This window comes from Dactylosporangium sp. NPDC005555, from assembly GCF_040605635.1.
In the GTDB taxonomy this organism is placed as follows: Bacteria; Actinomycetota; Actinomycetes; order Mycobacteriales; family Micromonosporaceae; genus Dactylosporangium.
The window spans coordinates 1-21,729 of the sequence record NZ_JBEXDG010000011.1 but is presented as its reverse complement, the minus strand read 5'-3'; the positions used below and the strand labels follow the sequence as shown (position 1 = coordinate 21,729).

At 71.2% G+C, this 21,729-nt stretch carries 14 protein-coding genes and 2 pseudogenes; 7 read left to right on the top strand and 9 right to left on the bottom strand.

Going from position 1 to position 21,729, the window contains the following annotated elements; genetic code table 11:
• Positions 1-54: 54 nt before the first annotated feature.
• The gene (gene acs, locus ABZS58_RS14870) at positions 55-2,019 is read left to right on the top strand and encodes an acetate--CoA ligase (protein WP_354781512.1); all 1,965 of its coding nucleotides are present in this window, start codon (positions 55-57) and stop codon (positions 2,017-2,019) included.
• Between the two features lie 874 nt (positions 2,020-2,893).
• Here acs and ABZS58_RS14865 read toward each other — a convergent pair.
• From ABZS58_RS14865 to ABZS58_RS14855, 3 genes are all read right to left on the bottom strand, one after another.
• Entirely contained in the window at positions 2,894-4,255 is a 1,362-nt protein-coding gene (locus ABZS58_RS14865) for a DUF1501 domain-containing protein (RefSeq protein WP_354781510.1), read from the bottom strand.
• Positions 4,256-4,281: 26 nt separating this feature from the next.
• Positions 4,282-6,255 carry a DUF1800 domain-containing protein gene (locus tag ABZS58_RS14860; protein ID WP_354781508.1) on the bottom strand — a complete coding sequence of 658 codons (1,974 nt, stop codon included), beginning with the start codon at positions 6,253-6,255 and terminating at the stop codon, positions 4,282-4,284.
• A gap of 278 nt (positions 6,256-6,533) precedes the next feature.
• Positions 6,534-7,631, bottom strand: a complete 1,098-nt coding sequence (locus tag ABZS58_RS14855) for a C45 family peptidase (protein WP_354781506.1) — start codon at positions 7,629-7,631, stop codon at positions 6,534-6,536.
• Between the two features lie 116 nt (positions 7,632-7,747).
• Between ABZS58_RS14855 and ABZS58_RS14850 the strand changes: the two genes are divergently transcribed.
• Positions 7,748-8,671 (top strand): alpha/beta hydrolase, encoded by a 924-nt coding sequence (locus ABZS58_RS14850; protein WP_354781504.1) that lies wholly within the window; start codon positions 7,748-7,750, stop codon positions 8,669-8,671.
• Here the strand turns inward: ABZS58_RS14850 and ABZS58_RS14845 are convergent.
• The 3 genes and pseudogenes from ABZS58_RS14845 to ABZS58_RS14835 all read right to left on the bottom strand — a co-directional run.
• Entirely contained in the window at positions 8,668-9,030 is a 363-nt protein-coding gene (locus tag ABZS58_RS14845) for a hypothetical protein (protein ID WP_354781502.1), read from the bottom strand. The genes ABZS58_RS14850 and ABZS58_RS14845 overlap by 4 nt on opposite strands.
• Positions 9,027-12,413 carry a hypothetical protein gene (locus ABZS58_RS14840; RefSeq protein WP_354781864.1) on the bottom strand — a complete coding sequence of 1,129 codons (3,387 nt, stop codon included), beginning with the start codon at positions 12,411-12,413 and terminating at the stop codon, positions 9,027-9,029. The genes ABZS58_RS14845 and ABZS58_RS14840 overlap by 4 nt, the downstream gene beginning before the upstream one ends.
• A gap of 765 nt (positions 12,414-13,178) precedes the next feature.
• Positions 13,179-13,601, bottom strand: a pseudogene (locus ABZS58_RS14835) (SseB family protein); the annotation flags it as partial.
• Positions 13,602-13,783: 182 nt separating this feature from the next.
• Between ABZS58_RS14835 and mycP the strand changes: the two are divergent.
• Complete coding sequence (mycP, locus tag ABZS58_RS14830; protein WP_354781500.1) at positions 13,784-15,037, top strand: type VII secretion-associated serine protease mycosin; 1,254 nt, start codon at positions 13,784-13,786, stop codon at positions 15,035-15,037.
• A 246-nt stretch (positions 15,038-15,283) separates the two neighbouring features.
• Here the strand turns inward: mycP and ABZS58_RS14825 are convergent, their stop codons facing one another.
• Together ABZS58_RS14825 and ABZS58_RS14820 are read right to left on the bottom strand one after the other, a co-directional pair.
• Positions 15,284-15,580: a WXG100 family type VII secretion target gene (locus tag ABZS58_RS14825; RefSeq protein WP_354781498.1), complete on the bottom strand. Its 297-nt coding sequence runs from the start codon at positions 15,578-15,580 to the stop codon at positions 15,284-15,286.
• 16 nt (positions 15,581-15,596) lie between these two features.
• Positions 15,597-15,914: a WXG100 family type VII secretion target gene (locus ABZS58_RS14820; RefSeq protein WP_354781496.1), complete on the bottom strand. Its 318-nt coding sequence runs from the start codon at positions 15,912-15,914 to the stop codon at positions 15,597-15,599.
• Between the two features lie 117 nt (positions 15,915-16,031).
• Between ABZS58_RS14820 and ABZS58_RS14815 the strand changes: the two genes are divergently transcribed.
• On the top strand, positions 16,032-16,838 hold the full coding sequence (locus tag ABZS58_RS14815) for a Dam family site-specific DNA-(adenine-N6)-methyltransferase (protein ID WP_354781494.1): 807 nt from the start codon (positions 16,032-16,034) through the stop codon (positions 16,836-16,838).
• On the opposite strand, the gene eccB is transcribed toward ABZS58_RS14815, so the two are convergent.
• Complete coding sequence (gene eccB, locus ABZS58_RS14810) at positions 16,825-18,132, bottom strand: type VII secretion protein EccB (protein WP_354781491.1); 1,308 nt, start codon at positions 18,130-18,132, stop codon at positions 16,825-16,827. The genes ABZS58_RS14815 and eccB overlap by 14 nt on opposite strands.
• Before the next feature lie 67 nt (positions 18,133-18,199).
• Between eccB and ABZS58_RS14805 the strand changes: the two genes are divergently transcribed.
• From ABZS58_RS14805 to rarD, 3 genes and pseudogenes are all read left to right on the top strand, one after another.
• Complete coding sequence (locus ABZS58_RS14805; protein WP_354781489.1) at positions 18,200-20,044, top strand: type VII secretion protein EccE; 1,845 nt, start codon at positions 18,200-18,202, stop codon at positions 20,042-20,044.
• Positions 20,045-20,175: 131 nt separating this feature from the next.
• Positions 20,176-20,523: pseudogene (locus ABZS58_RS14800) on the top strand (phage holin family protein); the annotation flags it as partial.
• 167 nt (positions 20,524-20,690) lie between these two features.
• Positions 20,691-21,638 carry an EamA family transporter RarD gene (gene rarD, locus ABZS58_RS14795; protein ID WP_354781487.1) on the top strand — a complete coding sequence of 316 codons (948 nt, stop codon included), beginning with the start codon at positions 20,691-20,693 and terminating at the stop codon, positions 21,636-21,638.
• Positions 21,639-21,729: the final 91 nt, after the last annotated feature.

The window sequence follows — 21,729 nt, the reverse complement described above, 5'->3', positions numbered from 1 at the left end:
ACCCCCCAACTAGCCTGCTTGCGAGAGCTGGACCACATCGAGGAGCCATCACCGATGAGTGAGACCTTGGAAAACCTTCTCAACGAGACACGGCAGTTCCCCCCGTCTGCCGAGTTCGCCGCCGCCGCCAACGTGACGGAGGGTGCCTATGACGAGGCACGGCAGGACCGGCTCGCCTTCTGGGAGCGCCAGGCCCACCGGCTGAGCTGGGCCAAGGACTGGGACCAGGTGCTTGACTGGAGCAACCCGCCGTTTGCGAAGTGGTTCGTGGGCGGCCAGCTCAACGTGGCATACAACTGCCTCGACCGGCACATCGAGGCCGGCCGCGGCGACAAGGTCGCCATCCACTGGGAGGGCGAGCCCGGCGACACCCGCACCATCACCTATGCCGACCTGCACCGCTCGGTGTGCCAGGCCGCCAATGCGCTGACCGACCTCGGTGTCGCCGCCGGCGACCGCGTCGCGATCTACCTGCCGATGATCCCCGAGGCGGCCGTCGCGATGCTGGCCTGCGCCCGCATCGGCGCGACCCACAGTGTGGTCTTCGGCGGCTTCTCCGCCGACGCGCTCAGCGGCCGGGTCGACGACGCCAGCGCCAAGGTCGTCATCACGGCCGACGGCGGCTTCCGCCGGGGCAAGCCCAGCGGGCTCAAGACCATCGTCGACGAGGCCGCCGCGAAGTCGTCGAGCATCGAGAAGGTCATCGTGGTCCGCCGCACCGGCCAGGACGTCGAGTGGGACGACAGCCGCGACCTGTGGTGGCACGACGTCGTGGAGACCGCGTCCGCCGAGCACACGGCGCAGCCGTTCGACGCCGAGCACCCGCTCTTCATTCTGTATACGTCCGGCACCACGGCGAAGCCCAAGGGCATCCTGCACACGACCGGCGGCTACCTGACCCAGGCCAGCTACACGCACCACGCGGTGTTCGACCTGAAGCCCGACAGCGACGTGTATTGGTGCACCGCCGACATCGGCTGGGTGACCGGCCACAGCTACATCGTCTACGGGCCGCTGTCCAACGGCGCCACGCAGGTCATGTATGAGGGCACGCCCGACACCCCGCACCGCGGCCGCTTCTGGGAGCTCGTGCAGAAGTACAAGATCACCATTCTGTACACGGCGCCGACCGCGATCCGCACATTCATGAAGTGGGGCGACGACATCCCCGCCGGGTTCGATCTCTCCTCGCTGCGCCTGCTGGGCTCCGTGGGCGAGCCGATCAACCCCGAAGCCTGGATGTGGTATCGGGAGCACATCGGCGGCGACCGCTGCCCCGTCGTCGACACCTGGTGGCAGACCGAGACCGGCGCGATCATGATCTCGCCGCTGCCGGGCGTCACCGCCGCCAAGCCGGGCAGCGCCATGCGCCCGCTGCCGGGCATCTCCGCCGACGTCGTCGACGACCAGGCCCAGTCCGTCCCCGACGGTGGCGGTGGCTACCTGGTCCTCCGCGAGCCGTGGCCGTCGATGCTGCGCACGATCTGGGGCGACGACGAGCGCTTCAAGGAGACCTATTGGGCCCGCTTCCAGGACATGTATTTCGCCGGTGACGGCGCCAAGAAGGACGCCGACGGCGACCTCTGGCTCCTCGGCCGCGTCGACGACGTCATGCTCGTCTCGGGCCACAACATCTCCACCACCGAGGTCGAGTCCGCGCTCGTCAGCCACCCGAAGGTCGCCGAGGCCGCGGTCGTCGGCGCCACCGACCCGACGACGGGGCAGGCGATCGTCGCGTTCACCATCCCGCGCGGCGGCGTGGAAACCGAGGGCGAAGCCGGCGAGGCGCTCATCCAGGAGCTGCGCAACCACGTCGCGAAGACCCTCGGGCCGATCGCCAAGCCCCGCCAGATCATGCTTGTGCCCGAGCTCCCGAAGACCCGCTCCGGCAAGATCATGCGCCGCCTGCTCCGCGACGTGGCCGAGAACCGCAGCCTCGGCGACGTCACCACCCTGCAGGACTCGACCGTCATGGACCTGATCTCGTCAGGCCTCCAGTCGGGCAAGTCCGAGGACTGACCGCTCCGACCGGGCGGCGGGCGTTTCCCCGCCGGCCCGGCACGGCGGTCCTGCCGCACGGCGGTCCTGCCGAACAAGGCACGACGGTCTTGACCCACGCCGGCCTTGACCCACAACGCACGGTCGACTCGACCACGACGCGCGGTCGGGCTTGACCACGACGCGCGGTCGGCTTGACCACGACGTCGGTCTGTCGACCACGAAGGTTGTGCGCACGAGCCCAGGCACGGCGGTCGTGGCACGCGTGTCCCGCCGCCGCAGCGACGAGTGGGGTGAAGGACCGCGGGCGTGGTTGGCGTGGATGTGGATGGCGAGGTTGACGCCGGGCAGGATCGGGACCCGCAGGATCGGGACCTGCAGGTGCACGGGGGCCGAGGGCGTCGCGGCGCACGGGGAGCGGTTCCGACCCTGGGCATGCAGGTCGTGCACACGAAAAGCCTGAGGCGGTCACGGCTGTCCGGACCGGCGTCGGCGGCAGGCCGAGGGGCGCCCCGGAGCATGCCGATGCAGGCGAGCCGTTGTCGCCCGAGAGCGCCGGCCGTGCACACGAAAACACGCCAGGGCCAGCCCGAAGACGCCGATTCAGCCGAGCCTCGTCGCGCGATCGCGGCGGCGGTGCACACGAAGGCAGAGCGGAGCCGCCCTCGAAGACACCGATGCAGCCGGGCCTCGTGTCGCACGGGAGAGCCGGCGGATTCGCTTGCGGTGAGTGGTGGCCAGACAGGCGGCGGAACTCAGTTACCCGGTGGATCGGTGGGGTGTGGGCACCAGCAATCAACCGGGTTGTGCACGGCGGGCCGAGCCGCGCGGAGCACGGCGTAGGAAAGGGGCGGCTCCCGGGACCGGAGCCGCCCCTGTACACGCGTAGGTGGAGCTACGCGTAAATCTTGACCGGCGTGTAGGTCTGGCGGGGGAAGATCTGCCCGACCTCAGCGTCGGTCAGGCCGAAGCGGCCCTGGGCCACTGAGCCGAACACGCTGAACATGTTGTTCATCTCGGGCACGTCGCCGTTGGTGAGGGTGCCGAGGCCGTTCCAGGTGCCGAGGAGCTTGCCGGCGAGCTTCTTGCCGGACAGGACGATGACGCCGCCGCCCTTGCCGTGGTCGGTGCCGCCGCCGTTTTCGGCGACGCGGCGGCCGAACTCGGTGGAGACCATGACGGTGACGTTGCCGGCCAGGTCGCCCAGGTCGTCGAAGAAGGCGGCCATGCCGGCGGCCAGCTCGCCGTAGTGCTGAGCGACGTAGCCACCGCGGGTGCCCTGGTTCTCGTGGGTGTCCCAGCCCCCCATGCCGATCGTGGCGATGCGGACGTTGGCGCCGCCCTTGATGAGCTGGGCGAGCTCCTTGAAGGCGTTGCCCACGCCGGCGTACTTGACGCCCTCGGTGGGGGTGTAGCCCTTCTGCGCCAGCGAGGAGGCCAGGGTGAGCGCGTCGATGCCCGCCTTCACGGGGGCCTCGATCGGGTGGTTGGTGCCGGTGAAGAGCTTCTGGATCGCGTCGACGGTGGGCTGCTTGTACTTGCCGTCGCCGTTCACGTTCAGGGAGCCGACGTTGTTGAGCGCGAGCGCGCCGCCGCCGCCGACCAGGGAGCGGGGCAGGGTCGAGCCGATGCCGATGGCGCGGAAGGCGGTGCCGGGTCCGAGCTTGTCGGCCAGGTTGGTCAGCCAGCCCATGCCGCCGGTCTCGGCGGGGAGGCCGCCGAGCTGGCAGATGTCGGTAGCGGCGAAGTGGCTGCGGTCCAGGCGCCGGTCGCTGACGGCCGGGATGAAGGCCAGCTGGCCCGCGTCCAGGTACTTCTTCAGCGGCGTGAAGGACTGGTTGAGGCCGAAGCCACGGTCCAGCGCGATCGACCCGTTCTCCGGCAGCGTGAAGCTGGGCCGGACCCGCTGCAGCACGGCGTCGTTCATCGGGGCGAACAGCGAGAGGCCGTCGGCGCCGCCGTAGAGGAACACGTGGATGAGCGTGCCGGTCGGGGTGGCCGCGAAGGACGCCTGCGTGGTCAGGAACTGGCTGGTGGCGAGCGCGGTCGTGGTGGCCGCCGCACCGACGAAGAACCGCCGGCGGGTGACGCCCTTGCCCTCGTCCTGCTCGTCTTCCTGGCGGGCCAGCTCAAGATATTCGTCCCGGGTTGCCTTCTGCTCCTCCTGTACCGCGACAGCCTCGGCACGCAGGGCGGCCTCGAAGCGGTTGGGGCCGAGCTTCAGCAGGTCGGGGCATTCAGGGTGAAGTGAACGCACTGTCTTCTCCATTGGTATGCCTCGACTTACCGAAGGTGGTGGTGGGGAGTGGCGAAGACGGCCCGGATCACGGACGCGATCGCGCCGTTGAAGGTCGCGTCGACCGGCGTGGCGGCCGTCATCGTCGGGGCGACGATGTGCAGGATCGCCAGGCGGCGGTCGTTGTCGAGCGTGACGTTGATCAGCTTCTTGGTCAGCGCGTCGAGGTATGCGCCCGCGGTCGCCGGCGGGCCGGCGATGATCGCCTCGGGCTTCTGCCAGGTGAACTGGCGACGGCCGCCGGTGACGGCGGTGTACGCGTCGTTCCACTGGTTGACCATGGTGCCGGCGGAGGTCCACGCGACGTAGACGTCGGGGTAGCCGTTGGGGGTCGGCAGCTCCATCGGGGCGTGGCCGTACTCCTCGAGCTTGCGCTTGATGTCGCCGAGCCCCTGCACCATCGGGCTGAGGTTCGTGTTGTTCGAGGTGAAGCCGGCCGGGGCCTCGGCACCGATCTCCAGCGCGCGGTAGGTCGCGGTCAGGTACTCGCCGGGACGGCGCACCTTCTGGCCGACGGACTCCCAGAACTCGGTGCGGCTCAGCATGGTCATGAGCACGGCCGGGATGTTGCTCTTCTTTTCCAGGTACGTCTTGGCCATCGCGTCGACCAGCGTCTTCGGCGGTACGTCGGAGACGAAGCGGGTCGCGAGGTTCTGCGCCATGTACCGCGCCGTGTTCGGGTGCAGCGCCAGGTAGCGGAAGTACGCCTCCTGGACGGCCTCGCCACCCTCGGCGGTCGGGTTCGCGTGCGAGAAGCCCATGATCTTGACGGGGCCGACGTAGTGCTGCTCCGGGCGGTACACGTACTGGTTGTCGCGGACGCTGCGGCCGGTCTGCAGCATGGCCGCCTGCCGGACGTCGGTCTCGGTGTACCCGTTGAAGGCACCGACCGTGTAGAGCTCGAGGTTCTCGCGGGCCAGGTTCTCGTTGATCTGGTCCTTCGAGGACTCGTCCTGGTCGAGGTACTTCATCAGCGCCGCGTGCTTGTTTCCGGCGACGAACATGTCCACGTAGTTGCCCAGGGCGTGCTTACGGATGACGTCGCGCTCGAACGAGGCGCGGGTCAGCTCGTTGCCCTCGTGGAAGGCCGCGACGTGGAAGTAGTCGCCGAAGAAGTCGACCATCATCTCGAAGAGCTGGCGGTCGGAGAAGAGCTGCTTGGCGATCGCGTACCGGACGTTCTGCTCGTCCGCCTGGATGCCCTTCTTGTCCAGGTCCTCGCGCTGCGCCTTGAGCTGCTCGTACGTCATGGCCCAGGTGACGAGCTCGGCGTCGGCCTTCTGCTCGCCGCGGGTCAGCGGGATCGTCTCGGGCTTGAGCTGCTTGGCGATCCAGCCGTTGATGCCGAGCTTGTTGATGTCGGCGATCGTCTTGGTGTTCGGCCCGAAGGTGAGGCGGCTCGCGAGGTGCCGGACCGGGTCCTTGGTCGGCAGCACGGTCTTCGCGGTGACCTTCGCGTTCTTGGCCGCGTCGGCCGGCGTGCCGAAGGAGTTGCCCGTCGTCGGCGTGTTCTTGCGGATGCCGAGACCGGCCTGGCCGTTCATCAGGCTCTGGTTCTGGTCGACGTACGCGGGAGCCGCGGTGTCGACGGGCGTCTCGGCGGCCGCGTTCGACGGTTCGGTGCCCTCGCCGAAGAACTGGGTGACGGCGTAGGCGCCACCACCGATGAGGGCGGCCGCGCCACCGCCGATGGCGATCATCGCCGTGCGGCGGCGCCAGTTCGACGGCTCCTCATCATCGAAGTCTTCGTCCTCGATGTCGGGCAGGCCGGCACCGCCGTGGTTGCGGGCGGCGGTGCTCGGGTCGTAGAAGTGCGGGCCGGAGCCGCCACGGTCGGCGGGCATGGCGCGGGGGCCCTGCGGGCGCCGGCCGGGCTGGTCCTCGTAACCGGACTCGTAGTACGAGTCGGCGTACGGGTCATAGTTACCGTCAGGGCCCTGTCCCGGGCGCCGTCTCGGCACGTCTCGCTCGTTCATCTACAAATCCCGATTCCGACGATGTGGGGGCTCACGTGCGTCGATCGGGAAGTTAGTGGGTGCCAGGAGCAGGGACAAGCGGCGCATGAAGCGCTCTGACCAGGACTTAAGGAGCCTCGGGGCACCCGTACGTGGAGATCATCGGCAGCGATGCGCGATTAACCGTGCTGAGCTGCGGAAACAGTCGCCGCAACACGCATGAAGAGGCCCCGTGGGGGCGAGATCAGCACAGATACATTTAAGGTGGTCCTGCATCACAACGATCAGGCGAAAAGTCCGGTTAGTCGGACCTCGCGATACGTATCGGCGTGGCACGGCGGGCCTGCGGCGATGGACATCCGGCGCTCGTCGAGGTCGATGATCACGGCATAGAGCGACTCGGACCGGTCCTCCTCGCTCAGCGCGTCGACGTCGTGCCGGCAGATGGACTGCGGGTGGCCGCCGTGGTCCGCGAGGACCGCCTGGAGGTCCTTCTCGGCGAGCGGGCCGGAGCCCAGCAGGCGGCGCGCCCGGGCGCTGCGGAAAAGCGACGAGCCGCCGAAGTCCCGCAGCGTGTCGCGCGCCGTCGACAGCGCCTCGAAGTGGTTGGCATGGGTGATCACCCCGTCGACCGGGTGCAGCAGACCGACATCGACGGGCGATACCTCCAGGTCGATGGCCTCACCCGGCACACCTGCGGAAAACGCCTGACCGAGCAGCAGGTTGATGCTCGCGCTGCGCGGCGTGGAGCACGCGACCCGTAGTGCCGAGCCGAGCACGCGCTGCTCCAGCACCATGCGCAGCAGGACGTGATACGGCACCCCGCCCGGCCGGCCGTCGCGGTCGCTGGTGAGCATGTTGACGCACACGCCCAGCCCGGCGTCGTTGAACCCGGCCTTGGCCAGCATGCCGGCCTCGGTCAGCGTGAGCACCGTCGATCCCTGCTCGTCCCGGGTGGCCAGCAGCAGCGTGTACGGGCGCTGCGCCGGATGCCAGTCCCAGTTCTGGGCAAGGAGGGTGTGACCGGAGGCGCTCCGCGAGTCCAGAACGCCGATCGATGTGCATTCCGACGAAGACGAGGACGAGGAGCCATAGAGCAGCTCGGTCCGCGCGTTGAGGGCGTAGATCTCGTCCACCGGTACACCAGCACCCTCGGCGACACCGTCGAGCATGTCGGCCACGCGGGGTGCGTGCTGCCGGGACGCGGCGCGGAAGCGGCTGCCGGCGCGCCGGACGGCCGGACGGTCGAGGCCGGTCGCCGCGAAGCGCTCCAGGTAGTTGGCGGTGTTCGCGGCGATCGACGAGCGGGCGGCAGCACCATAAGCGACGCCGCACTCACCGGGTGTGCCCGAGACTTCGACCAGCGGCAACGGCAGGCTCATGGCATGAACGCTAAGCGTGACCTCCCCCTGCACAGAACCCTCGGCCGTGAGAATCACAGCGGATCACAGCCGGTCGCCTGGCAGGGATCCAGGCCCGGGGCCCTACGCTGAGCAATATGAACCCCTCGGTTGACGACACGTGCGTCATGATCGACGGGCCGTGGTCACACCGCTTCGTCAGCGCCAACGGCACCAGGTTCCACGTCGTGGAGGCAGGCACCGGCCCGCTGGTGCTGTTTCTGCACGGCTTTCCCGAGTTCTGGTATGCGTGGCACAACCAGCTCACCGCGATCGCCGACGCCGGCTTCCGGGCCGTGGCCGTCGACCTGCGCGGCTACGGGGCAAGCGACAAGCCACCACGCGGTTACGACGGGTACACGATGGCGGGTGACGTCGCCGGCCTGATCCGCGCCCTCGGCGAACGCTCCGCGCATCTCGTCGGCGACGGGTACGGCGGCATGATCGGCTGGGCGACCGCCGCCTTCCACCCGAAGCAGGTCCGGCGCCTGGTCGTCCTCGGCGCGGCGCACCCGCTGCGGCTGCGCGCGGCGCTCGCCGCCGACCCGCGCGGGCAGCTCGCCGCCGCCCGGCCCGTGCTGAAGTTTCAGCTGCCACGCTTCGAGCACGTCCTGACCAGGAACAACGCCGCACTGGTCGGCGAATACCTGGCGATGTGGGGCGGGCCGGCGTGGGTCGGCACCGACGAATACCGCGACTACGAGCGCTGCTGCCGGGAGGCGATGCGCATCCCGCAGGCCGCGTTCTGCGCGCTGGAGACCTATCGGTGGGCGGCGCGATCGGCGTTGCGGCTGCAGGGGTACCGCTTCGTCAAGCAGCTCCAGAAGCCGATCACCGCGCCGGTACTGCAGTTGCACGGCGCCGTGGACACGGCCGTGCTGCCGCGGACCGCGCAGGGTTCGGGTCGCTACGCCCAGGCCGAGTACGAGTGGCGCCTGCTACCCGATGTCGGGCACTTCCCTCATGTCGAGCAGCCTGAGCTGATCACCGGGGAGATCCTGCGTTGGATCAAATCGGGCTAGACCCGATATTCCCGGAGTTCACTGACATCGGCGCGAGGGGCCCAGCCCTGGTAGACACCGTAGTCGAACTCCTCGAGGCCGAGCTCGGCCGCGACGGTCGCCTTGCCGCCGGTGTATTCGACGCGCAGCCATCCGTCGTGCTCGCCGAGGACGATGAACGGCTCGTCGCGCCAGAAGCACGTCGTGCGGACATACGCGAATTCCACCTCGCCGAGCGGCACCAAGCGGCGGAACCGGCCGGGCCGGACCTCCTCGAAGCCGTCGCTCGGATCCGGCCGGTACAGGCGGACGCTGTCGCCGTCGGGGCTCGCCTCGTATTCCGCACCCTGCCAACGGGCGGCGTAGCCGTCGCGGATCACTGCTCTTGGCCCTTCCGCCACGCCGGGCCGTCCGCGTCGAGCCTGGCGATCAGCTCCTGTGTGCCGTCACGGCGCAGACGCCACAGCTCCGCGTGATGCGGCAGCCGCGCACTGTCCACCTTGAACTCGGCGATCACGTCACCGGTCTCACTCGGCGCGAACCCGTTGCCACGGAACGGCGAGCGCTCGATGACCCAGCCCTCCATCGCCCGCATGCCGGCCTCGTGCGAGCCGCCGTACGGAATCCGGTAAAGGTCGCCGCGGTACGCCTTCCAGCGCAGCACGTACGCCTCCTCGGCGTCCGGCTTGAACGACGAACCCGCGTAGCCCAGACCCAGCGCCTGATACAGCTGCTCAGGCGTCTGCAGGTGGGCCACCTCGCCGGCCCGGTGCACGAAGCCTGACACCCGGTCGTAGCCGCGCTCCAGGTAGTACGACAACTGCTCCGGCGAAATGGGCTTCTGCATCAGCAACGGCCCGCTGGACACCGGCGGCTCGAACGCCGGCCGCGGCTGCTGCGCCGTCTTCTGCTGCTGCGGCGGCTCGGGCTCGTCGACGCCCAGACCCAGCTCGGCGGCCCACGTCGCGAGCTGCACGACCTCCGTGCCGGGCAGCACCGCGCCGACCGGCGAGTCCGGGTTGACCGCGAACGCCAGCTGGTCGCCGGGCGGCCAGTTCCGGATCAGCCGGGTGAACTTGATCCAGCTGCCCTGCGCGTCGCCGCCGAGCCGGTCCGCCATCCGCTCCGCGGACGTGAAGACGACCAGGTGCGGCAGGCCGTTCATGTGCTCGGTCCGCCACGTCGCCGGGTCGATCAGGCCGTCCCCGGACCAGCCCGGCACGAGGATCTTGGCCAGCAGCAGCGTCGACAGGAAGCGGTCGGTGCTGTTGGCCTGGACCGCCTCGAACAGGTCCTGCTCCACGGTGTTCGCCGGTTGGAAGTCCCTCGCCTGCGCCGCGGCCGACTTCACCGGGACCGTCGCGGCGGGCGCCTGCACGACCTCGACGTCAACCTCGGCGTCGTGCATGCGTGCCGGCGGCTCGTCGACGACCTCGGGCTCGTAGACCGTCTCGAAGAAGGACCTGACCTCGCTCGACGGCGCCGCTCCTGTTGCGTTTGCGGCAGGTGTACCGTCAGCGCCTTCCCCGCCCGCGAAGAACGACACCGGCACGGTGCGCTCTTCGTTCAGCCGGTCGATGGCCTGGGGCGACCCGCTGTCGCCGTGGGTCGTGTGGTCTTCCCGCGCCTGCCGCTCGTCCTCGCCGCGCAGCCGGGTGTCCTGGCCCGCGCTGGACCGGGCGACGCGCTCCTCGATGGCGCGCAGCTGCTCGGCCAGCTCGCGGGCGGCCTCCTCCTCGGCGGCCCTGGCCTGGGCGGCGCGCTCCTCGATCGCCCTCAGCTCGGCCGCGAGATCGAGACCCATCGAGGCTTCGGACGGGCGCCAGGGCTCATACGCGGCCTCGTTGCGTGCTTCCTGGTCCGCCCTTTCGCGGGCGGCTTCCTGCGCCGCGAGGTCACGGGCCTGCTGGGCGACGAGCTCCCGCGCGGCCTCCTGCGTGGCAAGCTCGCGGGCGGCTTCGCGCTCGGCTTCCCTGGCCGCCTCGCGCTCGGCTTCCCTGGCCGCCTCGCGGGCGGCGAGCTCGCGGGCCGCCTCCTGCTCGGCGAGGCGGCGGGCCTCGTCGCGGGCGGCCTGCTCGCGGGCGGCCTGCTCGCGGGCGGCCTGCTCCCGGGCTTCCTGGTCGCGCGCTTCTTGCTCCCGCTCGGCCTGCTCCCGCTCGGCCTGTTCGCGGGCCACTCGGGCGGCCTGCTCCCGGGCAGCCTGCTGGAGGGCCTCCTGCGCGGCCAGTTCACGGGCTTCCCGCGCCGCCAGCTCACGGGCTTCCTGCGCGGCCAGCTCGCGGGCCTCATATGCGGCCTGCTCGCGGGCTTCCTGCGCCACCAGCTCGCGGGCCTCTCTGGCGGCTTGCTGGGCGGCGATGTCGCGGGCGATCTGGTCGCGGCCGGGCTGCTCGAAGGCGTCCGGACCCCAGGGCGCCTGCTCACGGGGAGCCTGGTCCCGGTCCGGCGGCCCGAACGACCGGCCCGGCCCGTCGAACTCGGACGGCTCGGAGTCGGAGAAGAACGGGTGATCGTCCGGGTCGGAGGTCCGCCCGAACCCGGCCGCCTTCGCCCGCCCCTTGATCGGGCCGAACAGGGACCTGGGCTCGTTGACGGGCGCGTCGACCGACGCCGCGGGCGGCTCGTCGATCTCGGGCGCCTCGATGTCCAGACGGCTGAACCCTGGCCGGTCGAACACCGGCCGGTCGAACGGCAACGGCGGCTCTGCCTGCGGGCGCCGCAACTCCTGACCTCGCGGCCCGGTCTCGCCGGACGTGGGGCTCGACAGGAACCCGCCCTGCTCACCGGCGCGCGGGCCGGCTCCCCCTTGCCGGGGGTCGTCACCATGGAACGCGGCGGGCTCCTCGGCCGTGCCCCGACCCGACCCGAACCCACCGGACCCCGGCTGCAGGAACCCACCCTCGCGAGCCGCGGAGCCGCCCTCTCCCGGCCGGAACGCGTCAGGATCGACCAGCCCGGGCCGCACCGGCAGCGCACCGGCGTCCCCTTCACCACGACCTTCGCCCGGCCGCGCCCGCGACGGCAACGGACCGGGAGCGCCCCGCTCACCGGCACTGGGCCACGGCGGCAACGCGCCGGGAGCACCAGGAGGACCCGAAACGGGAACGCCCGGAGCCCCGGGCCCACCGAATGCACCGGCATCGCCTGGACCACCTGGCGTGCCGGGACCACCCGGACCACCGAAAGCACCCGGACCACCGAAGGCACCGGGATGACCGGAAGCCCCCGGACCGCCGAAGGCGCCAGGAGCGCCCGGACCGCCGGACCCGCCCGGGCCACCGGGTCGGGAGCCGTTGTCGCCGGGACCGGATCGCGCCGGCCCGTCGCCGGGACCAGGGCGCGACGGCAGCGGGCCATCGGCGCCGGGACGCGACGGCAGTGCGCCGCCGTCGCCGGGCCTGAACGCCGCAGGCGCCTCAGTCTCGGAGCGCCCGCCCGGCTGGCGGGTCGGCAGCGGCGGGGCGGTCGACAGCGGCAGGACAGGGGGTGGCTGCCACGCGGCAGGGATCACCGGGTCGGCATGTTCGGTGAAGATCTCGCCGAGGCTGCGGGCGGGTTCGCGGCGGGGCCAGTACCGACGCGGATCGCCCTCGCGGTCGTCCTGATCCTGGCCTTCGGAGCCGGCAGGGGCGCCACGGGCCGGCAGGCCGCCACCGGGGCCGCCCGACGCCAACGGCCGCGCGGGCAGGCCGGATGAGCTGCTGAGCGCCGTGGACGGACGCGACGACAGCCCGGGGCCCCCGGCGGGCGACGTGGGCCGCATCGGCAGCCCTGACGAACCAGCGTCACCGGGGCGCGACGGCCCACCGGCATACCCCGGCGCAGGAGAGGTCGGCCGCATCGGCAGACCCGAATCACCGCCACCGGGACGCGACGGCAGGCCGGACTCGCCGCCACCGGGACGCATCGGCAGGCCCGACGGCCCACCGGCAGACCCTGGCGCAGGAGAGGTCGGCCGCATCGGCAGGCCGGAAGACTCACCACCGGGGCGCGACGGGCGCGTGTCGGCACCGGGTGACCAGCCCGGCGAACGACCGGGCGCGTCGGCCTTCAGGTCGCCGAACAGCTCGCGCTCGCCCGGCACGTCCAGCGAGGACCGGTCCGAGTCTTCGAACAGCCCCCCGCGCCCCGGCGGCGCGGACGTGGGTGGCACCGGCGGTGCGGCGGCGGCCGGTGCGACCGGCGGACGAGGACGGCGGAAGTCGGCGGGCCGGTCATAGCCGGCCGCGCCGGTCGTGCGCTCGTAGTTGATCGGGCGGTCCGCCCGTGTCGGCAGGAACGCCCCGGGCGGCGCCACGTCGGGCGGCGGCACGTCACGCCTCGGCGGCGGCCCGGAAGGCAAACGCCCCGCAGGCCCGCCGGACGTCGGGAAGCCCTGCTGACCATCCGGAGGCCCGGCCACGGGCGGAGCGGACGTCGGCGCCGACTCGGCCTTCATCCGCTGGCGCTCGATCGGGGTCGGCGCGGGCTGGTTGGGCACGCCGCGGACCGGCACCTGGGCCGTCGCGCGGGCACGCGAACCGGACGCCTGCTCGATCCTTGCCCGGGCGCCGAGCGTGCGGCCGGGCAGGCGGACGTCGCCGCGGGTGATCTGGGTCACGAACCACGACGGCAGGTAGCCTTCGATCGGCAGGCCCGGGTTGACCGCGAGCCACCACTCGACATTGGGCCAGATGCTTGCCAGGTCACGGAACGGCACCCGCCGATGCGTGCCGGGATGTCCGGCGAGGCACTCGCGGAGCGCTTCGGGCGACGTGAATGCAAGCACGTGCGTGCGGCCCTCGGTCGTCCAGGTGCCCCAGCCCGAGTCGCCGTTCTGCACGCCCTCGGGCGCGATGGGCAGCATGATGTCCGCGCGGGCCAGGATGCGGAAATACTGCTCCTGATCGTTGGCGCGCAGGGCATCACGCATGGCGCCTTCGGCCTCGGTGGCCGGCTCCCACTCGCTCACGGGCCACCCCCTCTGTCGGGCTCGGAACCGCCGCGCTCGCGAAACTTAACCTATACGGCCACGACAATCCGAGGGGTGCGACCCTGCAAGCGCTCCGGCCAGCATAGCGATCGAACCGCCTTTCAACCCAGGCCTGTCTCACGAGCGTCACCGTCCGAGGGTGCAACGACTACCATCTGCGCATGCCGCAGCTCGCCCGATCGGCTGTTCTGAGTGTTTCATGCCTGCTTGTCGGATTCACTGTCGCACCTCCGACGGCCGGAGCACAGGCCCCACCGACCTGTGCCGCCCCGATCCGGCCCCCCGCACCGGCACCGACCTCGTTGCCTTGGCCTTCGCAGGTGTACGACCAACGCAAGCTCAGCCCTCTCGCCGACGGTCGTGGAGTGACGGTCGCGGTCGTCGACTCCGGCGTCGATGCCCGACACCCCCAGCTGCAGGGCGCCGTGCGGGCGGGCCCGGACCAGCTCGACGGCGGCGGCTCACTGGCCGACTGCGTCGGGCACGGCACCGGGGTGGCGGGGATCATCGCCGCCCGTACCGTCGCAGGCTCCCCAATGCGGGGCCTCGCTCCCGGCGTCACGATCCTGTCGCTGCGCGTGAGCGAACTGGTCGAGCTCGAAGACGGCACGACCGCCGGCCGGCGCGGCACCCCCGCCGGCGTGGCCGCGGCGATCCGATCAGCCGTCGACCTCGGCGCTGGCGTGATCAACCTGTCCCTGGTGTCCTACCAGGACGTCCCCGCCGTCCGGGAGGCGGTCCAGTTCGCGGTGGCCCGGGACGTGGTGCTGGTCGCCGCCGCCGGAAACCGCTTCGCGGAGGGGAACCGGACCCCGTATCCCGCGGCGTACGAGGGCGTTCTCGGCGTCGGCGCCATCGGCCCGGACGGCCAACGCCTGCCGGCCTCACAGACCGGCCCGTTCGTGGACCTCGTGGCCCCCGGCGGCCAGGTCGTCACGACCGCCGCACCGCAGGGCCTCACCACGGTCGAGGGCACCAGCTTCGCCGCCCCGTTCGTCACCGCCGCCGCCGCTTTGCTCCGCCAGTACAAGCCGAACCTCACGGCGAAAGAGGTCGCCGCCCGCCTCACAGCAACCGCCGACGGCGGCGCAGCCGGCCCAGGCTATGGCGCTGGCGTCCTGAACCCCTACCGCGCCCTGACAGAGGAACCCGGCGCACGGCCCGTGTCGACCGGCCAGGCTCTGGCCCCTCTCCGAATCGACCCGCAGGCAGCGGAGCGCGCCGCGGCCGAGGACCGGACGCTGCTCTTCTCCGGTCTGGGCGTCGGCCTGGCCGCGGTCCTGCTGCTGATCGCCGTCGTCGTGCCGCGGGGAAGGCGTCGGGCGTGGCACCCGGGGCTCCGGCGCCTTCCCGCCCCCGAGGCGGACGCCCCGGACCGGGCCGCACCAGCCTTCACGCCTCGCGCCCGCCGCTGACCGAGCGGAGCCGCCACCGCGTAGCCACGCGAGCCGTCGCCGTCCGAGGCCTCGCCAACGCGTCGAGCCGGCGGCCGGGCTCGTCGCCACCCAGGGCGACGCCGCCACAACCGCTCCCTGTGGCGAGGCCTCCCGATGCCACCTCGGCGTGACCGTGTCCCGGTTGCGGCCCGCGCGGACAGCGTCTGCGGGCATGGTGGTGGCCCGGTCCGCGGCTTGACTGCGGACCGGGCCTTCGGGACCTGCTCAGCGCTGCGGGAACAGGTGCCTGTTGCGGTGCTCCGTCTCCAGGTAGCGGCGCATCGACTCGTCGAGGGCGACCTTGATCTCCCGCAGCGTCGCTGCCAGGTCACCGCCGGCCCGCTCCCAGTTGGCCTGGCGGGCGGCATACGCCTCGCGGGACTCGCCCTGCCAACCGGCGGTCAGGCGGCGGCCGAGCTGGGTGACCTCCTCCAGCCTGGCGTTGAGCGTGTTGAGTGCGCTCTGGATGGACTGCCCGGCGTGGTCCATGGCGGCGAAGTTGACCACCAGTGTGTCGTCCATGAGTGTCTCCCCCGGATCAGAGCGGCAGCTGCTGGTTGCCGATGCCCCTGAAGCGGGCGCCGGCGTCGGTGTCGGTGACCTGGTAGTTGCGGCCGGCGGACCTGAGGCCCTCGGCGGTCTCGAGCAGGCTCTTGTTGAGCGTGTCCTGGTCGCGTCGCCAGGCGTGCTTGACCGTGTCGAAGGACCGGCCGCCCGCGCCCTGCCAGCCGGTCCTGGTGGTCTCCAGCTCGCGCATCAGCGTGCTCAGCATGCTCTGCAGCTCGCCATTGACCTGCTCGAACCTTGCCGCCGCCGAATGCAGCTCGGCCTGCTGCGCCTGTGTCGTCTGTGCCACGGTGCTCACCCCGTCTCTCGTATCACGGACCCGCCGACGGTATCGGCAGTCACCGATCCACAACCAGACGTAATTCCTCCCTGTGGATAACTTCCGGCATTTCGCCCTTCAATTACGATGGACCGCGTGGCGGATGGCCGGTCGTTCATCAAGTGGGCCGGTGGGAAGACCCGGTATGCGGCGCAGCTCGTCGGCGGGGCGCCGTCGTTCACGGGCCGCTATTGGGAGCCCTTCATGGGCAGCGCCGCGGTGTTCTTCGAGTTGCGGCCGGTCAAGGCCGTGTTGTCGGACGCCAATCCGGAGCTCGTCGCCTGCTTCCGCGCCGTCGCGGCGCAGCCCGAGGCCGTCATGGAGCGCCTCGACGCGCTGCCGAACACCGCGGAGCGGTTCGCTGCCGTCCGCGCGCAGAATCCCGCTGGACTGAGCGACCTCGATCGCGCCGTCCGGGTCATCTACCTCAACAAAACCGCGTTCCGCGGGTTGTGGCGCGTCAATCGGCGGGGCGGTTTCAACGCACCTTATGGCGCTTACGATCGGCCGTACTATCGCCGCGAAACACTGCTGGCGGCCTCCGCGGCGCTCGCCGGGGTCGAGATCCGGCTCTGCGATTTCGAGGAGCCGTTGCGTGAGGCGGCGGCGGGCGACTGGGTGTTTCTCGACCCGCCGTATCTGCCGGAGGGCGGGTTCGCGGACTTCAAGCGCTACACGGCGGGCCAGTTCCGCGACGCGGACCACGAGCGGCTGGCCGCGGCGATGCGGGCCGCCACCGGACGCGGGGTCCTGATCACCATGACCAACAGTGACACCGACGCGACCCGGCGCATCTACAGCGACTTCACCGCGACGACGATGGCGACGCGGCGCGACATCAACCTACGCTCGGACGCCAGGGCGAGCTCGGACCTCATCCTCACGAACCACTGAGCGCCCGCTGCGGGTCCAGCGCCGGCCCGGCCGGGAGCAGCCCGACGAACTCGCCCGGCACCGTGACCGGCTCCACGCCCTGATAGCCGAGGCCGGCCAGGACGCCCGCGTCCGGAAGGGCGTGCCGACGGCCGAGATCCGTCACCAGGCTGAGGTTTCCCGTGTCGGTGCGGATCAGCGCCCCGCCTCCTGGCGCCACCACGATCCTGTCGGCCAGCACGGTGCCCGCATCCGACGCCGACGACGGTATCGGAGCCGCGCCGAGCTCGGGCAGCGTGTTGCCGACCGTGATGGTGGAGTCGCTGGTCGTACACGCGACGCCGAAACCGTCGTCGAGAAGCTCCGGCACCTCGGCCGGCATGCCCGCGCCGGACGGCAAGGGGCGCACCTGGCGGTCCTGAACCAGCGCGGCGAACTCCCCCGGCGTGAGCGGCTGCGCCTTGACCTGCACGAGCGCGGCCTGCAGCGGCGTCACGGAGGCGAGGCCGTCGACGGTCAGCACGAACGCGTCGACACGGTCGCCGGTGCGCACCTCGAACAACTGCCCGACCGTCCCACCCGCGACTTTGCGGCCACGGCCTTCGACGGCGGGGACGACCAGGTCGGCGCCGGATGGGATGGCGTGCAGGAACGCTTGCGCGACCGGGGTCTGCGCCCGTCCCGACCAGACGAGGGCGGGGAGGATGGCGGACGGCTGCCTGATTTGATGTTTCCGCTGGTGTACGACCAGATACAGGCCCAGCGTCCGGTCCGTGACGAGCAGTGCGCGATCTTCGAGCTTCATGCCGTCCCGGGGTGCGTTCGCGTCGATGAACAGCACTGACGCTTCGCGTTGGGTGCAGATCTCCCACGGCCGGCGGTGCAGCTTGGTCTTCGCCGGCAGCGATGCCGGCGCGCCGGGGATGCCGAGCGGCGTGCCGCGGGGGGCCTCGGCGAGCGCGGTCCGGCTGACCTCGATCGTCTTGGTGCCGGCGCGGTTGAGGATGAGAAGCGCGGATGCCTGATTGAGGACCGGGTGGAGTCGTTCTTCGCGGTATATGAAAAGCGCACCCGTGTCTTTCTCGACAATGATCGCTGTTTCGTCGCGCCATTTGCTGGAGGTGCTCGGGACAATCAGCGCATATGCCGCCGCACCGCCGATGCCCAGAGCCGCGATCAGCACACCGACCAGCGTCGCCCCCGCTACCCGCCGAAACGGTGATCTCGGCGGGTCGGTCTCGCGCATGACCAACGCGGCAACCACGCGCTGGACCATGAACTGGTACGAATGCAGCTGGTCCTGCCGTGACGCCATGCACCCCTCCGAAAATGTCGTACCGGCGCTTTACGATATTCGCTGAGACGCATAGGCGGGGGGCGATGTGGGGAAGGTTGTCTACGTAGTGCTGGCGCAGGCCGCGCTGGCGCTGTCGGTCCTGGCATGGACGGTCCATCCGGCGTGGGCACTGGGCTTCGCGCTGGCACCCGTCGGGCTGCTCGGCCTCCGGTCCGGGCGGCTGTCCGGCGGGGACCTGCTGGGCACGGTCCGCCCCGGCGCCTTGATGTCGTCCGTCGACATCGACGGTGTCGACGTCGGCGTGGTCGAGGATGCCGACGGGCTCGCCGCGACGATCCGGGTCGGCGACCTGTCCGCCCTGCTCGGCGACCCTTTATCCCCGTTCCCGACGCTGAGCGCGCTGCTGCCCCCGGCCGCCGCGGACCTGCCGGCCGCACGGATCCAGCTGCTGGTCAGCGCGGCCGCGCCCCCCGACCGGGGGCCGCCGGCCGTGTCGTATCGGCAGCTCACCGACGGCAAGGTCCCCGCGCACCGCCGGGTCCTGCTCAGCGTGCGCGTCCGCCGCGCCGGCGGCTATCAACGCGAGGACCTGGAGCGCAGCCTCGTCGCCACGGTTCGCCGAGCCTGCCGCCAGCTCGGCAAGGCGGGCCTGACGGCCCGCCCGTTGTCGGCGCCTTCGGCGCTGACCGCGCTGGCCGAGACCGCCCGCCACGAGCCCGACCTTCCGCTGCGCGAGACGAGGCGCGGCCTGGAGGTGGGCGGCCTGCAGCAGGCGGTGTTCCGGCTCCGCCGCTGGCCGCAGGAGGGCCCACTCGCCACCAAGCTGCTCACGCTGCCCTGCTCCGCGGTGACCGTCGCCCTCACCACCACCAGCGACGACTCCGGCCCGGGGTCCACGACGGCGAGCGGCGCCCTTAGCCCTCCTACCGGCGGCGCGGCCTGCCGGGCAGAGCTGGCCATTCGTCTGGCGGCCGCCACCCCGGCCGCCCTCGACCAGGCCATCGCGGCGCTGCACCGCCTCGCGGCAACCCACGATGCCACCGTCACCCGTCTGACCGGCGCCCAGTTCGACGCGCTGGCCGCCACGCTCCCCCTCGGCGGCGGCGCCCCCGCCGACGCGGCCGCCCTGGCCGGCCTGCTCACCGGCCGGGACGACCTGACCGCCGACGGCACCGTCACCCCATCCGTCAGCGCCGGGCAGCTCGCCGCGCTGACGTCCACCACCGGCCCAGCCGGCCTGATGCTCGGCATGAACCGCCACGGCGCCCCGGTCACCATCCATCCGTTTCGCCCCGAGCCCACCCGCACCGTCCTGATCGGCGGCCTGCCCTGCGCGCAGATGCTGGCTCTGCGCGTCCTGGCCCTGGGCGCCCACGTCACCGTCCAGTCGACCCGCCCCGCAGCGTGGTCCCCGTTCCTGCGAGGACTGGGCGGCGAGCAGATCGCGCTGCTCCCGGCGGGCCAGCCCGCCGCTCTGCCCCCGCCGAGCCCCACCCATCCCCAACTCCTGATCCTCGACCCCGCGCCAGCCGCGCCACGCCCTATGACCTCGGTCGCAGGGCCGCCTTCCGCCGCACCTCGTCCCGCGCCCGCCACCTCGGCAGCCGCGGCTGCTTCGGTTGCCGCTGCGGCTGCTGCCGCTTCGATGGTCATCGAGTCGGCTTGGCGAGCCACGCTCGTGATCCGCGATGAGCTCACGCCCGGCGATGCTGACCTGCTGACCCGCGCCGACCTCGTCTTCCTCCAACCCCTGACCCCACCCGAGGCGGTCATCGCCACCGATGTGCTCGGCCTGGAGGCCTCAGCGTCCTGGCTCACCCGCATCCCACCGGAAATGCTCGGCATCGTCGTCAGCCGCCACACCGTCCGCTGGGCCCACCTGTCCCCGACTCCGATCGAGCTCCAACTCACAGGTGGCCCCGCCCGCTGACAGGCAGTGCGAGCGCAGCGAGCATGGGGGTGTGGGTGGGAACCCCCGCCCGCGCCTTGGCGCGAGCTGGCACTGAGCTGGCACAGCCCCGTGCCTTGGCGCGGAGCCGGTGCAGTGGCACGATCACCGGCATGGGAATCCTCATCCGGCTCGGCGTGAGTGCGCTCACGGTGTGGCTGGCGACGCTGGTGATCCCGGGCATCACTGTTGACGGGACGACTGGGCGCAAGGTGCTCACCGTGCTCGTCGTTGCCGCGATCTTCGGGATCGTGAATGCTGTGTTGCGCCCGATCATCAAGACCATTGGCTGTTGGGCGTATCTGTTGACGCTCGGGTTGATCTCGCTGGTCGTCAACGGGTTGCTGTTGATGCTGACGAGCTGGATCGCCGGCAAGCTCGACCTGGCGTTCCACGTCGACGACTTCTGGCCGTCGGCGGTGCTCGGGGCGTTGTTCATCGGCATCGTCAGCTGGGTCATCAACCTCGTGATCCCCGACGGTGGCGACAAGGACAGGAACCGCCGCCAGCCTCCGCCGCCGCAGCCCCGCCAGCAGTACGGTCCACAGAACAACTACTACCGGTAGCCAGCGGCTGCGGACGAGCCCGGTGAGGGGCGGTTGGCCGACCGCCCCTTACGGTGAGAGGCGTGGAACCGCTGCGCCGTGGGTATTTGTCCGCTTTGTCCGCCAACATCATGTGGGGCGTGTTCCCGCTGTACTTCCGGGCACTGCGGCCTGCGGGTGCCGTGGAGGTGCTGGCGCACCGCATCGTGTGGTCGCTGATCTCGGTCGCGGTGCTGCTGACGGCGCTGTCGCGGTGGAAGGCACTGAAAGCGCTGGCCAAGGACCGCAAACGGCTTGCGGGGATCTCGGTCGCGGCGGTCTTCATCGCCGTCAACTGGGGTGTCTACATCTTCGCCGTGGACACGAACCACGTGGTCGAGGCGTCGCTGGGGTACTTCATCAACCCGCTGTTCGTGATCCTGCTCGGCGTGCTGGTGCTGCGGGAGCGGCTGCGCGGGCTGCAGTGGGTCGCGCTCGGGGTCGGGCTGGTCGCCGTCGTGGTCCTGAGCGTGGACAACGGGCGGGTGCCGTGGATCGCCTTGACGCTCGCCGGGTCCTTCGGGACCTACAGCCTGATCAAGAAGCAGCTCGGTCTGCCCGCGGGCGAGGGGCTGTTCCTCGAGTCGGCGGTGCTGACGCTGCCCGCGCTCGCGTTCCTGACGTGGCTGGCGGCCCGCCATCAGCAGACGTTCGGGACCGTTTCGGTGTGGCACACCGTGATGCTGGCGGGCAGTGGCCTGCTGACCGCGGTGCCGTTGCTGCTGTTCGCCGAGGCGGCCAACCGGGTGCCGCTGTCCGGCCTGGGGATTCTGCAGTACCTGACGCCAACCCTGCAGCTCATCCTCGGCGTGCTGGTCTTCCATGAGCCGATGCCGCCGGGGCGCCTCGCCGGCTTCGCGATCGTGTGGCTCGCCCTGTCGATCTTCACCGTGGACGCGATCCGGCACAGCCGGCAACGAAGAGCGACGGAAGCAGCGGCCGCCGCGGAAGAGCCGGCGACCGCCAACAGTGTGAGTACGACGACGAGCTAGTAGAGCGTCGTGTCTAATTTTCTGGGTATAGGTGGCGGAGTTTGGTGCGGGCGTCGGTGGTGGTGAAGTGCCAGTTGACCTGCCGTTGGTT

What these genes read in the sequence shown, in the direction of transcription:
- eccB (WP_354781491.1), bottom strand. Translation starts at nt 18,132, where the DNA reads ATGGCGTCACGGCAGGACCAGCTGCATTCGTACCAGTTCATGGTCCAG.
- ABZS58_RS14850 (WP_354781504.1), top strand. Translation starts at nt 7,748, where the DNA reads ATGAACCCCTCGGTTGACGACACGTGCGTCATGATCGACGGGCCGTGG.
- ABZS58_RS14840 (WP_354781864.1), bottom strand. Translation starts at nt 12,413, where the DNA reads ATGCGGCCCACGTCGCCCGCCGGGGGCCCCGGGCTGTCGTCGCGTCCG.
- ABZS58_RS14855 (WP_354781506.1), bottom strand. Translation starts at nt 7,631, where the DNA reads ATGAGCCTGCCGTTGCCGCTGGTCGAAGTCTCGGGCACACCCGGTGAG.
- ABZS58_RS14825 (WP_354781498.1), bottom strand. Translation starts at nt 15,580, where the DNA reads ATGGACGACACACTGGTGGTCAACTTCGCCGCCATGGACCACGCCGGG.
- ABZS58_RS14815 (WP_354781494.1), top strand. Translation starts at nt 16,032, where the DNA reads ATGGACCGCGTGGCGGATGGCCGGTCGTTCATCAAGTGGGCCGGTGGG.
- mycP (WP_354781500.1), top strand. Translation starts at nt 13,784, where the DNA reads ATGCCGCAGCTCGCCCGATCGGCTGTTCTGAGTGTTTCATGCCTGCTT.
- acs (WP_354781512.1), top strand. Translation starts at nt 55, where the DNA reads ATGAGTGAGACCTTGGAAAACCTTCTCAACGAGACACGGCAGTTCCCC.